This is a genomic window from Flocculibacter collagenilyticus (assembly GCF_016469335.1).
Taxonomy (GTDB): domain Bacteria; phylum Pseudomonadota; class Gammaproteobacteria; order Enterobacterales; family Alteromonadaceae; genus Flocculibacter; species Flocculibacter collagenilyticus.
Genome location: NZ_CP059888.1, coordinates 490721 through 514137, shown reverse-complemented (window position 1 = coordinate 514137; position 23417 = coordinate 490721). Strand labels below are relative to the sequence as shown.

Below are 23417 nucleotides of genomic sequence, written 5' to 3'. Positions count from 1 at the left end.
AAAGACAAACGGTGCTTTCACATATATGCTCATGTTGAATGCTCTGTTCACTTGCTGCTGATAACAAGGTAGCACTGTAAGCACTTCACTAACACAACTAGAACATAGCTAGGCCAAATGTTTACTGCTCTAATAGAGCTAATAGGTGAAAAGCAGGCAATAAAAAAGGCTCCCGAAGGAGCCTTTTGCATTTAGTTATTACTAACTAATTATTCTACGATTGTTGCTACAACACCAGCACCAACAGTACGACCACCTTCACGGATTGCGAAGCGTAAACCTTCGTCCATCGCGATTGGGCAGATTAGCTCTACTGTCATCTTGATGTTGTCGCCTGGCATTACCATTTCTACGCCTTCTGGTAACTCGATGTTACCTGTTACGTCAGTTGTACGGAAGTAGAACTGTGGACGGTAGCCTTTGAAGAATGGCGTATGACGACCACCTTCATCTTTCGAAAGTACGTATACTTCTGAAGTGAATTTAGTGTGTGGTTGAATTGTACCTGGCTTCGCTAGTACTTGACCACGTTCTACGTCTTCACGCTTAGTACCACGTAGTAGTGCACCGATGTTCTCACCCGCACGACCTTCGTCTAGTAACTTACGGAACATTTCTACACCAGTACAAGTAGTTGTTGTAGTTTCTTTAATACCTACGATTTCTACTTCGTCACCTGTGTTGATGATACCGCGCTCTACACGACCTGTTACTACTGTACCACGGCCTTGGATTGAGAATACGTCTTCGATAGGCATGATGAATGGCTTATCGATGTCACGCTCTGGCTCTGGGATATAAGTATCTAAGTGCTCTGCAAGCTCAACAATCTTGTCTTCCCACTCTTTTTCGCCTTCAAGCGCTTTAAGAGCTGAACCTTGAATTACTGGTAAGTCATCACCTGGGAATTCGTATTCTGAAAGTAGTTCACGTACTTCCATTTCTACTAATTCTAGTAACTCTTCGTCATCTACCATGTCACATTTGTTCATGAATACGATGATGTAAGGTACACCAACCTGACGTGAAAGTAGGATGTGCTCACGTGTTTGTGGCATTGGGCCGTCTGTCGCCGCTACTACTAAGATAGCGCCGTCCATTTGTGCAGCACCAGTGATCATGTTTTTAACGTAGTCAGCGTGTCCTGGACAGTCAACGTGCGCGTAGTGACGTGATGGAGTGTCATATTCTACGTGTGACGTTGCGATTGTGATACCACGCTCACGCTCTTCTGGAGCGTTATCGATTGATGCGAAGTCTTTTGCTTCACCACCATATACTTTTGCAAGTACGTTAGTGATTGCTGCAGTTAAAGTAGTTTTACCGTGGTCAACGTGACCGATTGTGCCAACGTTAACGTGCGGTTTCGTACGTTCAAACTTTTCTTTTGCCATTTTTCTAATTTCCTATAGAAAGTAAAAAGGTCCGATCGCTGACCGGACCGAACCAAATAATTAATTAATTGAGCGCGCTGCAATTACAGCGTCTGCTACGTTATTTGCCGCTTCAGCGTACTTCGCAAACTGCATCGAATAAGATGCACGCCCTTGAGTGGCAGAACGTAAATCCGTTGCATAACCGAACATTTCAGATAATGGTACTAATGCCTTCACTGACTTTAATCCGCCAGGCGCTTCGTCCATACCTTCGATTATACCGCGACGACGGTTTAAATCGCCCACAACATCACCCATGTTTGCTTCTGGGGTTAGTACTTCAACATCCATCATTGGCTCTAATAACTTAGGTCCTGCTTCTAATGCACCTTTCTTGAAGGCCATAGAGGCAGCAATTTTAAATGCCATTTCTGAGGAGTCTACGTCGTGGAATGAACCGTCATAAAGTGTTGCTTTAATACCAAGTACAGGATATCCCGCTAACACACCGTTAGTCATTTGCTCTTCCACACCCTTACCAACTGCAGGGATATATTCTTTTGGAACAGCGCCACCAACGATTTCATTAACGAATTGGTAATTTTCTTCACTATCAAGTGGTAATGGCTCTAATCGCAGCCATACATGACCGTATTGGCCTCTACCGCCTGATTGACGTACAAACTTGCCTTCAATTTCAATTGGTTTAGTAATGCACTCTCGATAAGCAACTTGAGGCTTACCTACATTACATTCCACTTTGAATTCACGCTTCATACGGTCAACGATAATATCTAAGTGAAGTTCACCCATACCAGATATAATTGTTTGCCCTGATTCTTGATCAGTTTCAACACGGAAAGAAGGGTCTTCTGCTGCTAATTTACCCAGTGCTATTCCCATCTTTTCTTGATCAGGCTTAGAACGTGGCTCAACAGCTACTGAAATAACTGGCTCTGGAAATTCCATTCGCTCAAGTGTAATAACATGATCAGGATCACATAATGTATCACCTGTCGTTACGTCTTTTAAGCCAATGGCTGCTGCAATATCACCGGCACGAACTTCTTTCAGTTCTTGACGATCATTTGAATGCATTTGAACAATACGACCAAAACGCTCTTTCTTTTGCTTAACAGGGTTATAAACTGAATCACCTGTTTTAACTACGCCCGAGTATACCCGGAAGAAAGTAAGCGTCCCAACGAATGGGTCAGTCGCAATTTTAAATGCAAGAGCAGAAAACGGCGCATTGTCATCAGATGGGCGTTCACCTTCCGATTCATTCTTATCATCAAGGATACCCTTGATAGCAGGAACATCTGTTGGCGCTGGCATAAATTCAACAACAGCATCAAGCACTGCTTGAACACCTTTGTTTTTGAATGCTGAACCACATGTACAAATGATAATTTCATTATCAAGGGTACGCTGACGCAATGCTTGTTTAATTTCTTGTTCTGATAGATCACCTTCTTCAAGGTATTTATCCATCAATTCTTCAGAGGCTTCGGCTGCAGCATCTAACAGGTTTTCACGCCATTGTGCAGCCTCATCAGCCATCTCTTCAGGAATATCTTCATAATTGAAGGTCATCCCTTGATCGGCTTCATTCCAGTTAATCGCCTTCATTTTAATAAGGTCGATTACACCCTTAAAGTCATCTTCAGCACCAATTGCCAACTGAATTGGCACTGGGTTAGCTGAAAGACGATCTTTCATTTGCTCGACAACATTTAAGAAACTGGCACCCGTACGGTCCATTTTATTAACGAAAACCATACGTGGGACATGGTATTTTTCCATTTGGCGCCAAACCGTTTCAGTTTGCGGTTGAACGCCAGATGAAGCACACAGCACCAACACTGCACCATCAAGTACACGTAACGAACGCTCTACTTCAATTGTAAAGTCTACGTGTCCTGGTGTGTCTATGATATTCACACGGTGATCTTGGAACTGCGCATCCATACCACGCCAGAAGCAAGTTGTTGCTGCTGACGTAATAGTAATACCACGCTCTTGCTCTTGTTCCATCCAATCCATCGTCGCAGCACCGTCATGTACTTCACCAATCTTATGTGAAAGACCAGTGTAAAAAAGTACACGTTCAGTTGTTGTTGTTTTTCCTGCGTCTACGTGAGCGCAAATACCAATATTACGGTAGCGCTCAATAGGAGTTGTACGAGCCATTGTTTCCTCTTATATCCGGTATTTTTACCAGCTTGGTCAACCGTTGGACTACCAACGGTAATGAGCGAATGCTTTGTTAGCTTCAGCCATTTTGTGAACGTCTTCACGTTTCTTAACAGCTGAACCTTTATTGTCAGCAGCGTCAGAAATTTCGCTAGCTAGACGTAGTGCCATTGATTTTTCACCACGTTTACGAGCAGCGTCGATCAACCAGCGCATTGCTAGTGTGTTACGACGAACAGGACGTACTTCTACCGGAACTTGGTAAGTAGAACCACCAACACGACGAGATTTAACCTCGACTGATGGACGTACGTTGTCTAATGCTTTTTCAAGAATATCCAGGTGTGCTTCACCTGTTTTCTCAGCTGCTACGTCTAGTGCACCATAAATAATTTTTTCTGCTGCAGACTTCTTACCATCTAACATAATTACGTTGATGAATTTAGCAAGAAGTTCTGAATGGAACTTCGGATCAGGAAGTATTTTTCTTTGACCTACTACGCGTCTTCTAGGCATCTTAATCTCTCCGATTTCTTCAGGTATAACCCAAAACTTGTTAAAACAAAATTAGTTGTTTGGCCTTACTAACGGAGAACCGTTAAGCTTTTGGCCTTTTAGCACCGTACTTAGAACGAGCTTGCTTACGATCGTTTACACCAGCACAGTCTAAAGCGCCACGAACGGTATGGAAACGAACACCAGGTAAGTCTTTAACACGACCACCACGAATAAGAACAACACTGTGCTCTTGTAAGTTGTGACCTTCACCACCGATGTAAGAAGTTACTTCAAAACCATTAGTTAGACGAACACGACATACTTTACGTAGTGCTGAGTTCGGCTTCTTAGGAGTTGTTGTGTAAACACGTGTACATACGCCACGCTTCTGTGGACAAGCTTTAAGCGCAGCAGAGTTACTTTTGTAAACTTTGCTTGAACGCGGCTTGCGCACCAATTGGTTAATAGTTGCCATTATAGCTCCTGTTTTTTCTACTCTATAAACGTGAAAAATTCCGCACCCATATTAATGGGTCGCGGAATTTTAATGACCAAAGTTTAACCTGTCAAGTTTAGTTCGATTTTAAACGATAAAATATTAGAATTTTAATGCTTAATCGAGCATTAAGGCATTGATACCAATGCCTTATTACTTAACTACTCACTATCTGCAGATAAATCTGCATTTAGTGCGTCGGCTAAAGCTTGAGATGCTTCTTCAGCTGACACTGACACTTCTTCAACTGGCATGTCACGTTCCATACGCTTACGCTGACGTTCTTGGTGATACGAGTAACCCGTACCAGCAGGAATTAAGCGACCTACGATAACGTTTTCTTTCAAGCCACGAAGTTCATCTGTCTTACCGTTAACGGCTGCTTCTGTAAGAACACGTGTTGTTTCTTGGAATGAAGCCGCAGAAATAAATGACTCAGTTGCAAGTGATGCTTTAGTAATACCCATTAATTGGCGCTCGAAAGTCGCTGGGAATTTACCTTGTGCTTCAAGTTCACGGTTCGCCACTTTAACGCGAGCGTACTCTACTTGTTCACCTGCTAAGAAATCTGTATCGCCTGCATTCACAATGATACATTTACGTAGCATTTGACGAATGATCGTTTCAGCATGCTTATCATTAATCTTTACACCTTGCAGACGGTAAACGTCTTGCACTTCATTAACGATATAGTTAGCGACTTCATGAACACCACGTAAGCGAAGAATATCATGCGGAGACTCTGGGCCTTCAGCAATCACTTCACCTTTTTGTACTGTTTCACCTTCAAACACATTAAGCTGACGCCATTTCGGGATCATTTCTTCATAGTGATCACCTTCTGGTGGGGTAATAACTAAGCGTTTCTTACCTTTAGTCTCTTTACCAAATGAAACCACACCAGAGATTTCAGCTAAAATAGCTGGATCTTTAGGCTTACGCGCTTCAAATAAGTCAGCTACGCGTGGTAGACCACCCGTAATATCACGTGTTTTCGAGCTTTCTTGTGGAATACGTGCTAACACGTCACCAATGTTAACGCTTTGACCATCGCTAATCTCAATCGTCGCGAACGCTGGTAAACGAATTTCTTGTAAAGTTCCATCGTCAGACTCAAGAATTAACTTAGGCTCTTTCGCATTCAGCTTTGCAAGATCTTTAACAACGATACGTGTTAAACCAGTTAACTCATCCATCTGCATTTCAGTATTCGAATCATCAATATCCGAGAAACTTACTTTCGCATCACGCTCCATAATGATTGGATGTGAATGAGGGTCCCAGTTAGCCACTGTTGTATTAGCTTCAACTACCGCGTTATCTTCAACAGCTAATACCGCACCATATGGTAATTTATAACGCTCTTTCTCACGTCCTTGCTCATCTGTAACTGTAATTTCAGTTGAACGAGAAGTAATAACAATTTTGCCATCAGAGTTGATAACAAATTTAGCATTATGAAGCTTAACGGTACCATTGTTCTTAACTTGAACACTGTTCTCTGCTGATGCTCTTGATGCAGCACCACCAATGTGGAATGTACGCATCGTAAGCTGTGTGCCTGGCTCACCGATTGACTGTGCTGCAATTACACCAATTGCTTCACCTTCGTTGATAATGTGGCCACGTGCTAAGTCACGACCATAACATTTTGCACAAACACCGAAATCTGTATCACAAGTAATTACTGAACGAACGAATACTTCGTCAACTGAGTTTGCTTCAAGAACGTCACACAGGTGCTCATCAAGCATAGTGCCTGACTCTACCAACACCTCTTCAGTACCTGGAATACATACATCACCGATAACAACACGACCAAGTACACGTTCACGCAATGGCTCTACAACATCACCACCTTCAATTAAAGGCTTCATGTTGATACCTTTATCAGTACCACAGTCTTGCTCTGTTACCACTAAGTCTTGTGCAACATCAACAAGACGACGTGTTAAGTAACCTGAGTTCGCTGTTTTAAGTGCAGTATCGGCAAGACCTTTACGCGCACCGTGCGTCGAGATGAAGTACTGTAGTACGTTCAGACCTTCACGGAAGTTTGCGGTAATTGGTGTCTCGATGATTGAACCATCTGGTTTTGCCATCAGACCACGCATACCAGCTAACTGACGAATCTGTGCAGCACTACCACGAGCACCAGAGTCGGCCATCATATAGATTGAGTTGAAAGACTTTTGTTCTTCCATCTCACCATCACGATTTTCAACTTGCTCAGTAGATAAGTTATCCATCATTGCTTTTGAAACTTTTTCATTAGCAGTTGACCAAATATCGATAACTTTGTTGTACTTCTCACCTGCAGTTACAAGACCTGACTGGAATTGTTGTTGAATTTCAGAAACTTCTGCTTCTGCTTCTTCAATCAATGTGTATTTCGCATCCGGAATAACCATGTCGTCGATACCTACAGATGCACCCGCTAACATCGCGTAGTGGAAACCTGTATACATGATTTGGTCAGCAAAAATAACTGAGTCTTTTAAGCCTAACTGACGGTAACACGTGTTCAGTAACTTAGAAATTTGCTTTTTACCTAGCGCTTGGTTGATTAATGAGAAATCAAGCCCTTCAGGTAAAATTAGAGACAGAATTGCACGACCAACCGTAGTTTCTACCAGTTCGCCATTGAAACGTACTTTAACGCGAGCATGTAGCTCTGCATTACCAGTACGGTATGCTTTTTCTGCTTCTTTTTGATCTTTAAAGACTAAGCCTTCACCTTTACCATTTACGCGATCACGCGTCATATAATAAAGACCTAATACAACGTCCTGTGAAGGAACGATAATTGGGTCACCATTAGCAGGTGAAAGAATGTTATTTGTCGACATCATTAGCGCACGAGCTTCAAGTTGAGCTTCTAGCGTTAATGGTACGTGCACAGCCATTTGGTCACCATCGAAGTCAGCATTATATGCCGCACATACTAATGGGTGTAAATGAATTGCTTTACCTTCAATCAACGTTGGTTCAAACGCTTGAATACCAAGTCTGTGAAGTGTAGGTGCACGGTTAAGCATTACTGGGTGTTCACGAATTACTTCGTCTAATACATCCCAAACTTCTGGCGCTTCACGTTCTACCAATTTTTTAGCTGCTTTGATAGTCGTTGCTAAACCACGCCCTTCAAGCTTGCCGTAGATAAATGGCTTGAATAACTCTAATGCCATTTTCTTTGGAAGACCACACTGATGCAATTTAAGTGTAGGACCAACGGTAATAACAGAACGGCCTGAGTAGTCTACACGCTTACCAAGTAAGTTCTGGCGGAAACGACCTTGCTTACCTTTGATCATATCGGCAAGTGACTTAAGAGGACGTTTATTTGAACCGGTAATCGCACGACCACGACGACCATTATCCATCAATGCATCAACCGCTTCTTGTAGCATACGCTTTTCATTGCGAACAATGATATCTGGCGCAGCTAAATCTAATAAACGCTTTAAACGGTTATTACGGTTAATTACACGACGGTATAAGTCATTCAGATCCGAAGTAGCAAAACGACCACCATCTAGTGGTACTAATGGACGAAGATCAGGTGGCAGTACAGGTAATACTGTCATGATCATCCACTCAGGGTTATTCCCTGACTGATGGAATGCTTCCATTAGCTTTAAGCGCTTTGTTAACTTCTTGCGTTTTGTCTCAGAGTTAATTGTTGGTAACTCTTCACGCATTTCTTTAATTTGTTGACCAAGATCGATTTCTTTAAGCAAATCAAGGATAGCTTCTGCACCCATTTTTGCTTCAAACTCATCGCCATGCTCTTCAAGCGCATCTAAGTACTCTTCTTCAGTAAGCAGGCTGCTACGCTCTAGCGTAGTCATACCAGGCTCTGTTACAACAAAGCTCTCAAAATAAAGAATACGCTCAATGTCACGTAACGTCATATCTAGCATTAAACCAATACGCGACGGTAATGACTTTAAAAACCAGATATGTGCAACTGGGCTAGCTAGTTCAATGTGACCCATACGGTCACGACGTACTTTAGTTAATGTAACTTCTACGCCACACTTTTCACAGATAACACCACGATGCTTTAAGCGCTTGTATTTACCACAAAGACATTCATAGTCTTTAACTGGACCAAAGATACGAGCACAGAATAAGCCGTCACGCTCTGGCTTGAAGGTACGATAGTTAATCGTCTCTGGTTTTTTAACTTCACCGAATGACCATGAGCGGATCATATCTGGTGATGCAAGACCGATACGGATCATATCGAATTCTTCGGTCTTGTTTTGCTGTTTAAGAAACTTAAGTAAGTCTTTCACCTTCTATCTCCTGTCGGAGTTAAACATTGGGTGCGGCATAACCGTCTTACCCCTCCATTCTTGCCATTTAGTGGAGCGTAAAACGCTCCACTTGAAGAATCGGCTTATTCTTCATCCAACTCAATGTTGATACCCAGTGAGCGGATTTCTTTTAACAATACGTTAAATGATTCCGGCATTCCTGGTTCCATACGATGGTCACCGTCTACAATGTTCTTATACATCTTAGTACGGCCATTCACATCATCGGATTTAACAGTAAGCATTTCTTGTAATGTATATGCAGCACCATATGCTTCTAGTGCCCATACTTCCATCTCACCAAAACGCTGACCACCGAATTGTGCTTTACCACCTAATGGCTGTTGCGTAACCAAGCTATAAGAACCTGTTGAACGCGCATGCATCTTATCATCAACCAAGTGGTTCAGTTTCAGCATGTACATGTAACCAACAGTAACTTTACGCTCGAATGCATTACCTGTACGACCATCATAAAGTGTTACTTGACCGCTACGTGGAATATCACCTAGTTCAAGTAAATCTTTGATTTCGCTTTCTTTAGCGCCATCAAAAACAGGAGTCGCAATTGGTAAGCCTTTACGCAAGTTTTGAGCTAAGCGAATGATTTCGTCATCACTAAACGTGTCAATCTCAACATCTTGACGCGAGTCACCAAGCGAGTATACCTTCTTCAGGAACTCACGAGTTTCAGCAACTTCACGCTGCTCCTTGAGCATTTGGTCAATCTTGTCACCAATTCCACGCGCAGCCATGCCTAAGTGAACTTCTAGTACCTGACCGATGTTCATACGCGATGGTACGCCCAGTGGGTTCAGTACGATATCGACCGTTTCACCTTTTTCATCGTATGGCATGTCTTCAACTGGCTGGATAGTCGAGATAACACCTTTGTTACCGTGACGACCGGCCATTTTGTCACCAGGTTGAATACGACGCTTAACAGCAAGGTATACTTTAACAATTTTAAGTACGCCTGGTGCTAAGTCATCACCTTGAGTGATCTTACGACGTTTAATTTCAAACTTGTTTTCGTACTCAGCTTTTATGTCTTCAAACTGTGCAGCTAACTGCTCTAAATCCATTTGCTGTTGTTCATCAGCAAGGCTTTGAGTGAACATCTTTTCTTTAGATAAACCATTTACTAAAGACTGTTCCATACCCGAAGCTACTAATAGACTGCGAACACGAGCCAAAATACCATCTTCAAGAATCTTAAACTCTTCGTTTAAGTCTTTCTGAGCCTGACGAATTTGCATGTCTTCAATTTCAAGTGCACGCTTATCTTTCTCTACACCATCACGGGTAAATACTTGAACGTCAATAATGGTACCTGATACTGAGTTCGGTACACGTAAAGAACTATCTTTAACGTCTGATGCTTTTTCACCAAAGATTGCACGCAGTAGCTTTTCTTCAGGCGTTAGCTGAGTTTCACCTTTAGGTGTTACTTTACCAACAAGAATGTCACCGCCTTTAACCTCAGCACCTATATAAACGATACCTGACTCATCTAGTTTACCTAGCGCTGATTCACCTACATTAGGGATATCGCAGGTAACTTCCTCAGGACCTAGCTTAGTGTCACGAGCAATACAGCTTAATTCTTGAATATGAATCGTTGTTAAGCGATCTTCTTTAACAACACGCTCAGAAAGTAGGATTGAATCCTCGAAGTTGTAACCATTCCACGGCATAAATGCAACGCGAAGGTTTTGACCAAGAGCAAGTTCACCTAAATCCGTTGATGGACCATCTGCTAATACATCACCACGTTCAATTGGCTCACCAACCATTACTGTTGGCTTCTGATTGATACATGTATTCTGGTTAGAACGTGTGTATTTGGTTAAGTTATAAATATCGATGCCCGCTTCGCCTGGGATCATTTCATCTTCATGAACATTGATCACAATACGAGACGCATCTGCATAATCAACCACACCACCACGTTTAGCAACAACGGTTACACCTGAGTCTTTAGCAACAACCGCTTCCATACCTGTACCTACTAACGGCTTATCTGCACGTAGTGTTGGTACTGCTTGACGTTGCATGTTCGAGCCCATTAATGCACGGTTTGCATCATCGTGCTCTAGGAATGGGATCATTGATGCAGCAATTGATACGATTTGCTGTGGCGAAACATCCATATACTGTACTTGGTCAGAACTAGTAATAGTAGTTTCATTCTTATAACGACAAGGTACCAATTCTTCTGTTAAACGATTATTTTCGTCTAACTCTGCATTGGCCTGTGCGATTACAAACTTACCTTCTTCAATAGCTGAAAGGTAGTCAACTTCATCAGTTACCACACCTTCAATTACTTTACGGTAAGGTGTTTCCAAGAAACCAAACTCATTTGTTCGTGCATAAGACGACAATGAGTTAATTAGACCGATGTTTGGACCTTCAGGCGTTTCGATTGGACATACACGACCATAGTGAGTTGGATGTACGTCACGTACTTCGAAGCCAGCACGCTCACGTGTTAAACCACCCGGACCAAGCGCTGAAATACGACGCTTATGCGTTACTTCAGATAATGGATTGTTTTGATCCATAAATTGAGATAATTGGCTTGAACCGAAGAATTCTTTAATCGCCGCTGAAATTGGTTTAGCGTTGATTAAATCTTGTGGCATTATATTATCAAGATCGCCTAAACTTAGACGCTCTTTAACAGCACGCTCTACGCGTACTAAGCCAACACGGAATTGGTTTTCTGCCATCTCACCTACGCTACGAATGCGTCGGTTACCTAAGTGGTCAATATCATCAACATCACCCTTACCGTTACGAATATCGATAAGTAGCTTCATTACGTCAACAATATCTTGCTTTTCTAGCGTACCAGAACCTGTTAACTCACCTCTGTTTACTCGGCCGTTAAACTTCATACGACCTACTGTCGATAAGTCATAACGATCATCAGAGAAGAATAAGTTTTCGAATAATGCTTCAGCAGCTTCACGTGTTGGTGGCTCACCTGGGCGCATCATGCGATAAATTTCTACTAATGCTTCTAAGCGGTTCGTTGATGAATCTATACGCAATGTTTCAGACATGTACGGACCATTGTCTAATTCATTGGTGTATAGTGTTTCAACTTTATGGTGACCCGCTTGTGCTAACTCAGCCATTATTTCTAAAGAAAGTAATGAGTTAGCTTCTGCGATAATCTCGCCAGTGCTTTCATTAACATAGTTCTTCGCAAGAACACGGTCAATGATGTACTCATGTGGTACTTCTAACGAATTAATACCAAGCTTTTCAAGTTGCTTAATATGACGTGCAGTAATTCTGCGACCTGCTTCTGCTATAACTTGACCATCATTATCTTTGATATCAAAGTTAGCTGTATCACCACGTAAGCGAGATGGCACTAGTTCCATCATCAACTTTCCGTCTTTTATTTCAAAAGACGTTGTTTCAAAGAACATTGCTAGAATTTCTTCAGTAGTAAATTCTAGTGCACGTAAAATGATAGAAGCTGGTAATTTGCGACGACGGTCAATACGTACGAATACGTTATCTTTTGCATCAAATTCAAAGTCTAACCAAGATCCGCGATATGGAATTACACGCGCGTTGTAAAGTACTTTACCTGACGAGTGTGATTTACCTTTATCGTGATCGAAGAAAACACCTGGCGAACGGTGCAATTGAGAAACAATAACTCGCTCTGTACCATTAATAACAAACGTACCAGTATCTGTCATTAACGGAAGCTCACCCATGTAAACTTCTTGTTCTTTAATATCTTTTACGGTGCCTGGTGCTGATTCTTTATCATAAAGAACCAAACGTAGCTTCACACGAAGTGGAGCCGAATATGTTACGCCACGAATTTGACATTCTTTAACATCAAATACAGGCTCACCGATACGGTAACTCACAAATTGTAATTCTGAATTACCAGAATAACTTTTAATTGGGAATACAGAACGGAATGCTGCTTCAAGACCGTATTCGCCTTCTGGATCTGCCTCAATGAATTTTTTGAATGACTCAAGCTGGATTTGTAGTAAATATGGTACGTCCAGCACTTGAGGGCGCTTTCCAAAGTCCTTACGGATACGTTTCTTTTCAGAATAAGAGTAAGCCATGGGGTTCCTCAGCCGATTTAAGACCCTATCTACCCAAAATATTGGGTAGCGCGTTTGGCATCAATGCCAAAGAAAATTTTATCTATTTTCAATGCGATGTGGAAGAGTGTAGCCTAAAGTTTAAGCAACTTCCTACAGCGCAAAAAGGCCGGTGGTTAAAAAACCACCAGCCTTTGTTAATCTAACAGGTGTTAGATTATTTGATCTCAACAGTAGCACCAGCTTCTTCAAGATCTTTCTTAAGAGCTTCAGCTTCTTCTTTAGAGATACCTTCTTTAAGAGGAGCAGGTGCGCCATCAACAACACCTTTAGCTTCTTTAAGGCCAAGACCTGTAGCGCCACGTACTGCTTTGATAACAGCAACTTTGTTACCGCCAACGCTAGCAAGGATTACGTCAAATTCAGTTTGCTCTTCTGCAGCGTCACCGCCAGCAGCTGGACCAGCAACAACAGCAGCAGCTGCAGTTACGCCGAATTTTTCTTCCATTGCTTCTACAAGTTCAACAACTTCCATTACTGACATTTCAGCAATAGCGTCTAAGATTTGGTCTTTAGTTACAGACATTTCTATCATTCCTAATTATGTGGTATGTGTTAAAACGGTATACATACCAGATTATACTTTTAGCAAATAAAACAGCTATTAAACTTAAGCTGCTTGCTCTTCTTTCTGTTCGCGAACTGCTGCAATCGTACGAACAAGTTTGCCCGCAGATGCTTCTTTCATTGCGCTCATTAAACGTGCAACTGCTTCGTCGTAAGTTGGTAGTGTTGCTAACAACTCTACATCTACAACGTTGCCTTCATATGCTGCTGTCTTAAGCTCAAATTCTGCATTCTTTTTCGCGAAATCTTTAAAGATACGCGCTGCAGCACCTGGGTGCTCAGACGAGAACGCAATAAGCGTAGGACCAACAAATGATTCAGTAAGGCACTCAAAATCAGTACCTTCAACTGCGCGACGTGCTAAAGTGTTGCGAACAACCTTCATCCACACGCCATTTTCACGCGCTTCTTTACGAAGAGCAGTGATTGCGCCAACAGTTACACCACGAGAATCTGCAACTACTGCAGACTGAGCGCCTTTGGCAGCTTCTTGGACTTCAGCAACAATCGCTTTTTTGCCATCAAGATTTAATGCCATTTGCTTAACTCCTGGTTATTATCAGAGCAATGCTCTGGTTTACTTATACTTAAATACATAGTATCTAAGCGACTTTTTCGGTGAAAAGCCAGAAGCGTTTAGGAATTCTTCTGAGGTTATCACCATCTACGCAGGCAAATATTAAGCTTTGAGTAATAAAACACCCAATAACACCTACGGTCTTGGATGGAAGCTTACCCATTAAGAATAAGCTTCAACCCGAATACGTAAAAAAGGGGCAAGATTATAGATTAATTTTCACCCCTTGTAAACGTTTAAGCTTGAGTATTTAATGTACCCTGATCAACTGCAACGCCAGCACCCATTGTTGTAGAGATGCTAACTTTCTTAAGGTAAGTACCTTTAGCAGATGAAGGCTTAGCCTTTTTCAGTGCAGCAATTAATGCTTCAAGGTTTTCTTGAAGTTGCTCTGCACCGAAATCAACCTTACCAATAGTTGTATGGATGATACCGTTTTTATCATTACGGTAGCGAACCTGACCCGCTTTCGCGTTTTTAACAGCTTCTGCAACATTAGGTGTTACAGTACCTGTTTTAGGGTTAGGCATTAGGCCACGTGGACCTAGAATTTGACCAAGTTGGCCAACAACGCGCATTGCATCTGGAGAAGCAACTACTACGTCAAAATCCATCTCGCCAGCTTTCACTTTTTCAGCAAGATCTTCCATACCAACTAGATCAGCACCAGCTTCTTTAGCTGCGTCTGCGTTTGCACCTTGAGTGAACACAGCAACGCGAACGTCACGGCCAGTACCGTGTGGTAGTACAGTTGCACCACGAACGTTTTGGTCTGATTTACGTGCATCAATACCAAGATTGATTGCAGCATCAACACTTTCTACAAATTTAGCAGTCGCTAATTCTTTTAAAAGAGTGATAGCTTCATTGAATTCGTATTCTTTAGTCACATCAACTTTTTCACGAATTGTGCGCATACGCTTAGTAAGTTTAGCCATCAATTAGCCCTCCACATTTAGGCCCATCGCACGAGCAGAGCCGGCGATAGTACGAACAGCAGCGTCTAAGTCAGCAGCTGTTAAATCAGGTTCTTTAGTCTTAACGATCTCTTCAAGTTGAGCACGTGTTACTGTGCCTACTTTCTCAGTGTTAGGACGGCCAGAGCCAGACTTGATACCAGCAGCCTTCTTAAGAAGGTAAGATGCTGGAGGAGTCTTCATTTCGAATGTGAACGAGCGGTCACCGTATACAGAGATAATTACTGGAACTGGTGCGCCTTTTTCGATGCCATCTGTACGTGCGTTAAATGCTTTACAGAATTCCATGATATTTACACCATGTTGACCTAGTGCAGGACCAACTGGTGGACTCGGATTTGCCATACCAGCTGCAACTTGCAGCTTGATTAGCGCTTCGACTTTTTTAGCCATTGCTTTTCCTCAGTTAATGGGTCAATGTCTCGTAATCACCGAACAGAGTACGGCAGATTACTCAAACGACTTCCCGTTGAATGAACATATAAGCATGAAAAAAATACAGCTTATAGCCTTTTAAACACAAAAAGGCCGCACATTGTAAAGCAATGCACGGCCTTGTTCAAGAATTAAACGATTAAATTTTATTTATCTTTTTCGATTTGACCGAACTCTAAATCAACTGGCGTTGAACGGCCAAAGATTAAGACTGATACTTTTACGCGGCTTTTTTCGTAATCAACTTCTTCAACCACGCCATTAAAGTCAGCAAATGGACCGTCAACAACACGTACCACTTCACCCGGCTCAAACAATGTTTTAGGCTTAGGCTTATCAACACTTTCTTGTAAACGATTCAATATTGCATCTGCTTCACGCTGAGAAATAGGTGCTGGACGCTCTGCTGTACCGCCGATGAAGCCAAGTACACGTGGCACACTTTTTACTAAGTGCCAAGATTCGTCATCCATTACCATTTGTACAAGTACATAGCCTGGGAAAAACTTGCGTTCTGAACGACGTTTTTGGCCAGCGCGCATTTCTACAACTTCTTCGGTAGGTACTAAAATCTCACCGAACTTGTCTTCCATTGTATGTAGCTTAATGTACTCTTGTAGCGACGTTGCTACACGGTTTTCATAGCCAGAGAATGCTTGTACAACGTACCAACGTAACTTATCAGACATGAATTAAATCTCCAACGAAGTTAAATAGCCAACAACTTTAAATAATATCGAGTCAAGACCCCATAATAATAGAGCCATTATCGCTGTTGCTATCATAATAATAAAAGTAGTATGCATTGTTTCTTGACGCGTTGGCCAAACCACTTTGCGCACTTCGATTCTAGCTTCTTTAGAAAAAGCAAGGAACTGACGCCCTTTCTCTGTCTGACCAGCAATTAAACCCGCTACAACTATAGCCAACACAACTGCAATGGCTCTCACCAGTACTGACATGTCGTCTAACATGTAGTTACCTACTACAGCACCAGCCAATATAGTAAATACCAAAACCCATTTGATTGAGTTCATTGCGCCAGACTGGCTTTCAACATTCGCGCTCATATTCTATACCTTTTTAAAACACGATTTTTAACATGGTCTTCATGACCCTAATCTATTTTGCAAAATGCTGTATTAACGATTTTGCAAAATAGATTAAATGGCAGGGGTGGCAGGACTCGAACCCGCAACCATCGGTTTTGGAGACCGCTGTTCTACCAATTGGAACTACACCCCTAACGATTTTTATGTACACTTTCTCTGCGAATTTAGAAATTTTTGGGAAGTTATTTCAGCGTAAGCATAAGAAGTGAGTTGCGTATTATACGTTGTCATCAACAGAACACAACCACTATTTAACTTACAATATTTATGTCGCATTTGAATAATAAATAACAGCGTATACACTTAATTACAGCAAGTCTGTGCATGTAATACTAATAATGACTAATCGAATTTTTGTGCCCATTCGTAGTGGGTTGATGGTAATGGCTGTAAAAATGCTTATTTTTCAGCTGAAACGTTTATTATTCCCACTTTGGTTATTATTTGCTATTTTGCTTGCTAACCCCATTCATGCGTATTCAAACAACTTACCCCATACAAGCATTGAACAATATTCAGTTAATACTTCTATTAGCCAATTAGAAATCAGCGTGTTCTCTGATCATGATGCATTTTTATCAAACTCTGGCCCGTATTATCTTGGGTGGGCAATCCTAAACGAAGCGGCTGTTATTGCAAAAATAAAGCTTGTTCCAGCTCATAACTCTTGGACTCGGTCACTCACTCGATTAAAGTCAGGCTCATTGGCAAGCGTATATGGTGCAATTTATACTGAAGAACGTGCTAAGTGGGCAATGTTTTCTTTACCTCTGTCGTCAGACTCTATTCACATTTTCGCTCACAATACTAATGCATCAAATGTGTTGGCAGATATTGACTTAGTTAACAGTGTAGTGGGTGTTGCCAAGGACTCTGTTCAATCTCATTATGCAAAACAGCTAGGTTTTCAGAATATCTATGATACTGCAGACGCATTAACATTGTTCAAAATGCTACGTGCTCAACGCATTGATTACCTTATTTTTTCACATTCTTCAGCAATCATCTATTGTAAAAATGAGCAAAGCCCTGTTGCCAAAGTAGCATTTGCAGATGATAAACAGCCCACAATGAAACCAATCAGCCCGAGCTCACATGGCCATACGAGCTTACTAGTACACACTAAAAGTAGAGTAGATAGAGATCAGTCGTGTTTAAAAAAAGTAGGCCAACCCTTAGTCGTTAATGGCATACATGTGATCAGCCGCCGCGACAACCTTGATACGATTAAGCTCATAAAAAAGCTCGATAACGCAATACAGAAAATGCACGTTAACAAACGCATTAAATCGCTGTACAAGCAATTTGGTTATAGCGAGAATGAATATAAATCTTGGCTGTCTATTTATAATCGAGCGATGAGAAGTAACGACAATAAAAGCGCCCCACTATTGCCTTAACCTTCAATTACATGTGATCTCACTGAGTATTATTTTCATACTAGCCGTCAATAATTCAAATAACGAGCTCGCCATTTACCTGTTTATCTTTGGATAAATTAGGTGGACATCAACTGCATAACATATGAAAATCATGCTCATTATAATCTGCCAAGAATAACGACGGCAGCGTACATACAAAAGATTCGTTTGTATTCGCTACAAACTGATTAACGGATTTAAAAGGTTTTACTTATTATGTTAAATATCGCTAATACCATCGCTACTGAATTAACGGTTAATACTAATCAGGTTTCAGCAGCAATGAAGCTTCTTGATGAAGGTGCAACCGTGCCATTTATCGCTCGTTACAGAAAAGAAGTAACAGGTGGATTAGACGACACTCAACTACGTTCACTTGAATCGCGTCTTACCTATTTACGCGAACTTGAAGATAGACGCCAAGTTATTTTAAAAACAATCAGAGACCAAGACAAACTGTCATCAGAGTTAGAGCAAGATATTTTAAATGCGGAAAGTAAAACACTACTTGAAGACTTATATTTACCCTACAAACCTAAACGCAGAACCAAAGGACAAATTGCGATTGAAGCTGGCTTAGCACCACTTGCGGATGCATTATGGCAAAATAGAGAGCTCAACCCTGAAGCCACGGCACGCGAGTATGTTAGCAATGATAAAGGTATTCACTCTGAAAAAGACGCATTAGAAGGTGCTAAATATATTCTAATGGAGCGCTTCGCTGAAGATGCAAAGCTACTAGAAACTATTCGTCGTTATCTAAAAAAAGAAGCGGTACTAGAAAGCACGGTAATGAAAGGCAAAGAAAAAGAAGGTGCCAAATATCGTGATTATTTCGACTATGCTGAGAAAATTAGTAAAATACCGTCTCATCGCGCGTTAGCACTATTTCGTGGCCGTAATGAATCCGTATTGCAACTCACACTAAATGCAGATCCTAACCAAGAAAAACCCATTCAACACTCCCATTGCGAATCACTGATCACTGACTATTTTGATCTTAGACTTTCTAGTAAGCCGGCAGACAAATGGCTCAATCAAGTAATTCAATGGACTTGGAAAGTAAAAATCGCTATGCACTTAGAAAGTGAGCTACTTAGCGAGTTAAGAGAACGCGCTGAACAAGGTGCCATTAAAGTATTTGCTGAAAACTTAAAAGATTTATTGATGGCAGCACCAGCAGGCCCTAAGGCAACACTAGGTTTAGATCCTGGGCTACGAACAGGAACCAAAGTCGCGATTGTTGATGCAACAGGTAAGCTTGTCGCCACCACAACAATTTATCCACACGCGCCACAAAATCAATGGGATAAATCGGTTCGTACTATTGTTAATTTAGTAAAACAACACAAAGTAGAGCTAATAGCGATTGGTAACGGAACAGCGTCACGGGAAACTGATAAATTCGCTGCTGAAGTCATTAAAGCAAGCGAATTGGATAATATCAGTAAAATCATGGTCAGCGAAGCTGGCGCTTCAGTATATTCAGCATCAGAGCTTGCAGCGCTAGAGTTCCCTGAACTGGATGTATCGTTACGTGGTGCAGTGTCTATTGCCAGACGCCTGCAAGATCCACTGGCTGAGCTGGTAAAAATTGAGCCTAAGGCAATAGGCGTAGGCCAGTACCAACACGATGTAAGCCAAAGTGCACTAGCGAAAAGCCTTGATGCAGTTGTAGAAGACTGTGTAAATAATGTTGGTGTTGACTTAAATATGGCATCCGTACCACTGTTAACTCGGGTATCTGGCTTAAACAAAACATTAGCGCAAAATATTGTTAATTATCGAGATGAGCACGGTAGATTTAATAATCGTAAAGAACTAAAAAAAGTGACCCGCTTAGGGCCAAAAGCGTTTGAGCAGTGTGCTGGTTTCTTACGGATTGCAGGTGGTGATAACCCACTTGATGCATCTAGTGTTCATCCAGAAGCATATCCACTCGTCAACGCTATTTTAACGCGTACCCATAACGAGGTGTCTGCATTAATAGGCAATAGCGATTTACTAAACTCAGTTAATGCCAGCGACTATGTCGACGAGCAGTTCGGCTTGCCTACTATTAACGACATTTTAAGCGAGCTGGACAAGCCGGGCCGAGATCCTAGGCCTGAATTCAAAACAGCAAGTTTTAAAGAAGGTGTCGAAACCGTTTCAGATCTAACACCCGGCATGATCTTAGAAGGCGTGGTGAGCAATGTAACCAATTTCGGTGCATTTGTTGACGTGGGTGTCCACCAAGATGGTTTAGTGCACATCTCATCGTTAACCGATAAGTTTGTATCTGATCCGCGAGATGTCGTAAAAGCTGGCGATATAGTAAAAGTCAAAGTGATGGAAGTGGATGTAGAACGCAAACGCATCAGCTTTACAATGCGACTAGATGAACAACCGCAAGCAGCAAATAACAAAGACAATCAGCGTGGCACCGGTAAAAAGCAGGATGGTAAACCTGCTCACACTCAAGCCAATAAAGGAAAACAGAATAACGCTTCCGCTAAAGGTAAATCAAAGCCTGCAGCTAATGCAGCAATGAGTGATGCTTTTGCCGCTGCATTTGCAAAAACAAAAAACTAGTCCGACATGATAAACGGTGCAGTGTTGACGCAAGCGCAGGCATGGAAAACTGCGCTTGCTCACCTCTGCAGTCGACTCTTTGCAATCGATTTTTTACAATCGACTCTCTGCAATCGAATAAAGTGACCGACTCATAAGTTATTCTGACAATAAGTGAAATAGAATAAACGCGACAAGACCAGTGCGCTAGCCGACGAGTTGGCTGAACTGGTTGTTGTTAGCTGGCGACGTAGCCGCTTGATAAAAGTTTTGAATACGGGCTGCGCGTTCATTAATTTCAGCAGCACGGTCAAATTGTAACGGTGGTGGCGCGGTTGCTTGCTCAGCGATATTTAGCTGAGCCACATACCTTTGCACAATGTCTACAGGGGCTGATAACCCTAACTCTGAATGCTCTTGCAGTTCTAGTCTGTCATCATCGCTCAGCTCAATGGCGTCAGGCAGTTTTTGTAACAAGGTGCCAGCATCAACATCAAACGGAGACTCAATCGCTTGTTGAAAAAAAGCAGTATCTTCGGGCGCAACGCTTAACGTGTTATCAACCTCGTCGGTTTCATTTAATTCAGTCGCTTTTTCTTTTTGCTCACTTAACGCTTCAGCATTCTCTCGAAGCAAGTCTGCGCGGGCAGCATTGAGTTCTTGCGTCGCTTGCGCAGCCACTGAGCGATCTTGAGAAGAAGGCTCAGCTGGCGCTAATGCCGCTGCACGCACCGTTTCCATTTTTTCTATGGTTGCTCTCGCATCATCAGGTACAGGTGCCGTATCAATCGATACTTCTCCACTCACCGCATATTTTGCACCATCAGGACCAGTCTCATATTCATAGGAAGGCGCGCCTGCATAACTACCGCCAATAGCGGCATGCGCCTGCTCATGAGCTTTCACTTCCGCATCTCGTTGCTTAAGTTCTTGAACTTGCTTTAACTCAAGCTCTTGCTCGCGCCTTTCAGCGTCTGATTGAGCGTCTTCGGTACTGCCATTTGCATCTTGATTTTCACCTGACGTATCACCTGACGTGTCACCTGATTGGGAAGAATCTGAACCTGACGCGTCATTTTGAGAAGAGTCTTGGGAAGGCTCTTGCTGAGAAGAATCTTGATCTGGATTTTTTTCTCGCTCATGAATTTCATCTTTATCAGACTTGTCATTACTTGGAAATTCATAAACTGGAGATTGGACTAAGGCAGATTGAGATTTGGCACGGTCAGACTCTGCACCCACGCCCTTTTCAGCGTTACCTGCCGCCATCTCTTCTGTTTTAACAATAAGCTGACGCGCATCGCTATCCCGCTTCGCAGCCTCTGTTGCGGGATTAGCGTTACTCATTGGTATATGAGTTGGATATGGCGTCGCAATATTCATAGAATTAACACTCTATACTCTTACATCAATGATAGTACCCAGTACATCATCTGCGGTTTCAATGGTTTTTGCATTCACTTCTGCATTTCGTTGCTCAACCCGCAATTGCACTAATGAATCTGTAAAATCTGGCGCCGTTGGTGTGGTCGGTTGGTTAACAGCATCGTCTGCAACCTCAAGCGCTTGTTGATCACGTGCATTTCCAACTGATGTATCTTGTAGGTTTTGGATCTCACGCTCTTGTGCAGCTCGTCGATTAATATTTAAAGCTACATCTTTAAGCCCATCAGAGGCGCGTGAGAAACCTTGCACTCCTGAATTGAATGCTGAGTTTATACTGGCAAAGTTATCTGTCATGGCTACCTCCCGAAAGTTACAATAGCACTGTATAATTATTAACCATTCAGAAGTAAAAATAAAGCTTTTAGCGTATTTGTAATAGCGTTAGCCTCAAATAAAGCACGCGCTCTGCTTGATTTCGTAACCAAAACCAAGCTACTTAATTGAAATAATTATTAATTTTCAAACATATCAAAAAAGTGCGATAAAAACGCTTCTTTATGAGAAACAAACGGGGCATGTGAGGCTTTTTCAATAATGGCTAAGTGTGAAAAGCACGATTGCCCAGCTAATGCCTGCACACTTGCATACGGCACCAAACTGTCTAATTTGCCAAAAATCCCTTTTATCGGGATTTCAATAGACTTTAGCTGATCTCTTAAATCTGTATCTTGTAAAATATCCAAGCCTGCATATAACGCCTGTGAAGACGGCGCAGGCATAGTTGATAGCTGTGCTTTTAACTGTTTAATGTCACTACGGGCATTTTCAGCCCCCATTGCTTGAATGGCTAAAAATCGAGCTATCGTTTGTTCAATATTTTTAGCTAATTCGGCAGCAAACTGGGTAAGTACCGAGGGCTTGATACCTCGCCAATTATCTGTTTCAACAAAGCGTGGAGAGCTTGCAATCAAGCCTATGGCCTTATATCGCTTTGGCGCTAAGATTGCCATTTTCAGTGCAACCAAACCACCCAAAGACCACCCACAAACAATGGCATTATCTGGTACTTGTTCTGCAACTACGTTAGCTAGTGACTCTAAATCATACTCTGCTATTGATTGCTGAACCTGATTGCCGAAGCCGGGTAAATCAATTAAAAGTAAGTCGAATTTTTCAGCCAGCTCAGGTTCAATCGAGCTAAACACTTTATGGTTTACTCCCCAGCCATGAATCAAGGCTAGTGTAGGCTTTGCTTTACTTTGTTGCTGATATTGCGATATAACCATTACACTCACGCTTACTCAAATAAGAACAGACATCGGTTTGCACTAATTGCACTAATCGCACTAA

The 23417-nt window shown here is 42.0% G+C and carries 17 protein-coding genes and 1 tRNA gene; 2 read left to right on the top strand and 16 right to left on the bottom strand.

Going from position 1 to position 23417, the window contains the following annotated elements:
* Window positions 1–209: 209 nt before the first annotated feature.
* From tuf to HUU81_RS02225, 13 genes are all read right to left on the bottom strand, one after another.
* Complete coding sequence (gene tuf / locus HUU81_RS02285; RefSeq protein ID WP_199610662.1) at window positions 210–1394, bottom strand: elongation factor Tu; 1185 nt, start codon at window positions 1392–1394, stop codon at window positions 210–212.
* 60 nt (window positions 1395–1454) lie between these two features.
* Window positions 1455–3569 carry an elongation factor G gene (gene fusA / locus HUU81_RS02280; protein ID WP_199610661.1) on the bottom strand — a complete coding sequence of 705 codons (2115 nt, stop codon included), beginning with the start codon at window positions 3567–3569 and terminating at the stop codon, window positions 1455–1457.
* Window positions 3570–3617: 48 nt separating this feature from the next.
* Window positions 3618–4088 carry a 30S ribosomal protein S7 gene (gene rpsG, locus HUU81_RS02275; protein WP_199610660.1) on the bottom strand — a complete coding sequence of 157 codons (471 nt, stop codon included), beginning with the start codon at window positions 4086–4088 and terminating at the stop codon, window positions 3618–3620.
* An 82-nt stretch (window positions 4089–4170) separates the two neighbouring features.
* Window positions 4171–4545: a 30S ribosomal protein S12 gene (gene rpsL, locus HUU81_RS02270; RefSeq protein WP_199610659.1), complete on the bottom strand. Its 375-nt coding sequence runs from the start codon at window positions 4543–4545 to the stop codon at window positions 4171–4173.
* A 182-nt stretch (window positions 4546–4727) separates the two neighbouring features.
* Window positions 4728–8867: a DNA-directed RNA polymerase subunit beta' gene (gene rpoC, locus HUU81_RS02265; protein ID WP_199610658.1), complete on the bottom strand. Its 4140-nt coding sequence runs from the start codon at window positions 8865–8867 to the stop codon at window positions 4728–4730.
* 104 nt (window positions 8868–8971) lie between these two features.
* A complete protein-coding gene (gene rpoB / locus HUU81_RS02260; protein WP_199610657.1) occupies window positions 8972–13000 on the bottom strand; it encodes a DNA-directed RNA polymerase subunit beta in 4029 nt (1342 codons plus the stop codon).
* A 196-nt stretch (window positions 13001–13196) separates the two neighbouring features.
* The gene (rplL, locus tag HUU81_RS02255; RefSeq protein ID WP_199610656.1) at window positions 13197–13565 is read right to left on the bottom strand and encodes a 50S ribosomal protein L7/L12; all 369 of its coding nucleotides are present in this window, start codon (window positions 13563–13565) and stop codon (window positions 13197–13199) included.
* 84 nt (window positions 13566–13649) lie between these two features.
* Window positions 13650–14144 carry a 50S ribosomal protein L10 gene (gene rplJ / locus HUU81_RS02250; RefSeq protein WP_199610655.1) on the bottom strand — a complete coding sequence of 165 codons (495 nt, stop codon included), beginning with the start codon at window positions 14142–14144 and terminating at the stop codon, window positions 13650–13652.
* 275 nt (window positions 14145–14419) lie between these two features.
* Entirely contained in the window at window positions 14420–15121 is a 702-nt protein-coding gene (gene rplA, locus HUU81_RS02245; protein ID WP_199610654.1) for a 50S ribosomal protein L1, read from the bottom strand.
* A gap of 3 nt (window positions 15122–15124) precedes the next feature.
* Entirely contained in the window at window positions 15125–15553 is a 429-nt protein-coding gene (gene rplK / locus HUU81_RS02240) for a 50S ribosomal protein L11 (RefSeq protein WP_199610653.1), read from the bottom strand.
* A gap of 188 nt (window positions 15554–15741) precedes the next feature.
* The gene (gene nusG / locus HUU81_RS02235) at window positions 15742–16284 is read right to left on the bottom strand and encodes a transcription termination/antitermination protein NusG (RefSeq protein ID WP_199610652.1); all 543 of its coding nucleotides are present in this window, start codon (window positions 16282–16284) and stop codon (window positions 15742–15744) included.
* A gap of 3 nt (window positions 16285–16287) precedes the next feature.
* The gene (secE, locus tag HUU81_RS02230; RefSeq protein ID WP_199610651.1) at window positions 16288–16665 is read right to left on the bottom strand and encodes a preprotein translocase subunit SecE; all 378 of its coding nucleotides are present in this window, start codon (window positions 16663–16665) and stop codon (window positions 16288–16290) included.
* Between the two features lie 98 nt (window positions 16666–16763).
* Window positions 16764–16840, bottom strand: a tRNA-Trp gene (locus HUU81_RS02225).
* A 205-nt stretch (window positions 16841–17045) separates the two neighbouring features.
* On the opposite strand from HUU81_RS02225, the gene HUU81_RS02220 reads away from it, so the two are divergent.
* Together HUU81_RS02220 and HUU81_RS02215 are read left to right on the top strand one after the other, a co-directional pair.
* A complete protein-coding gene (locus tag HUU81_RS02220) occupies window positions 17046–18107 on the top strand; it encodes a substrate-binding periplasmic protein (RefSeq protein ID WP_199610650.1) in 1062 nt (353 codons plus the stop codon).
* Window positions 18108–18344: 237 nt separating this feature from the next.
* Window positions 18345–20702 carry a Tex family protein gene (locus tag HUU81_RS02215; RefSeq protein WP_199610649.1) on the top strand — a complete coding sequence of 786 codons (2358 nt, stop codon included), beginning with the start codon at window positions 18345–18347 and terminating at the stop codon, window positions 20700–20702.
* Between the two features lie 186 nt (window positions 20703–20888).
* Here HUU81_RS02215 and HUU81_RS02210 read toward each other — a convergent pair whose 3' ends face one another.
* The 3 genes from HUU81_RS02210 to bioH form a co-directional block, all read right to left on the bottom strand.
* Window positions 20889–22064 (bottom strand): putative metalloprotease CJM1_0395 family protein, encoded by a 1176-nt coding sequence (locus tag HUU81_RS02210; protein WP_233520557.1) that lies wholly within the window; start codon window positions 22062–22064, stop codon window positions 20889–20891.
* Between the two features lie 12 nt (window positions 22065–22076).
* Window positions 22077–22421 (bottom strand): hypothetical protein, encoded by a 345-nt coding sequence (locus HUU81_RS02205; RefSeq protein ID WP_199610648.1) that lies wholly within the window; start codon window positions 22419–22421, stop codon window positions 22077–22079.
* 158 nt (window positions 22422–22579) lie between these two features.
* Window positions 22580–23353, bottom strand: coding sequence for a pimeloyl-ACP methyl ester esterase BioH (gene bioH / locus HUU81_RS02200; protein WP_199610647.1), 774 nt, complete (start codon window positions 23351–23353; stop codon window positions 22580–22582).
* Between the last annotated feature and the right edge of the window lie 64 nt (window positions 23354–23417).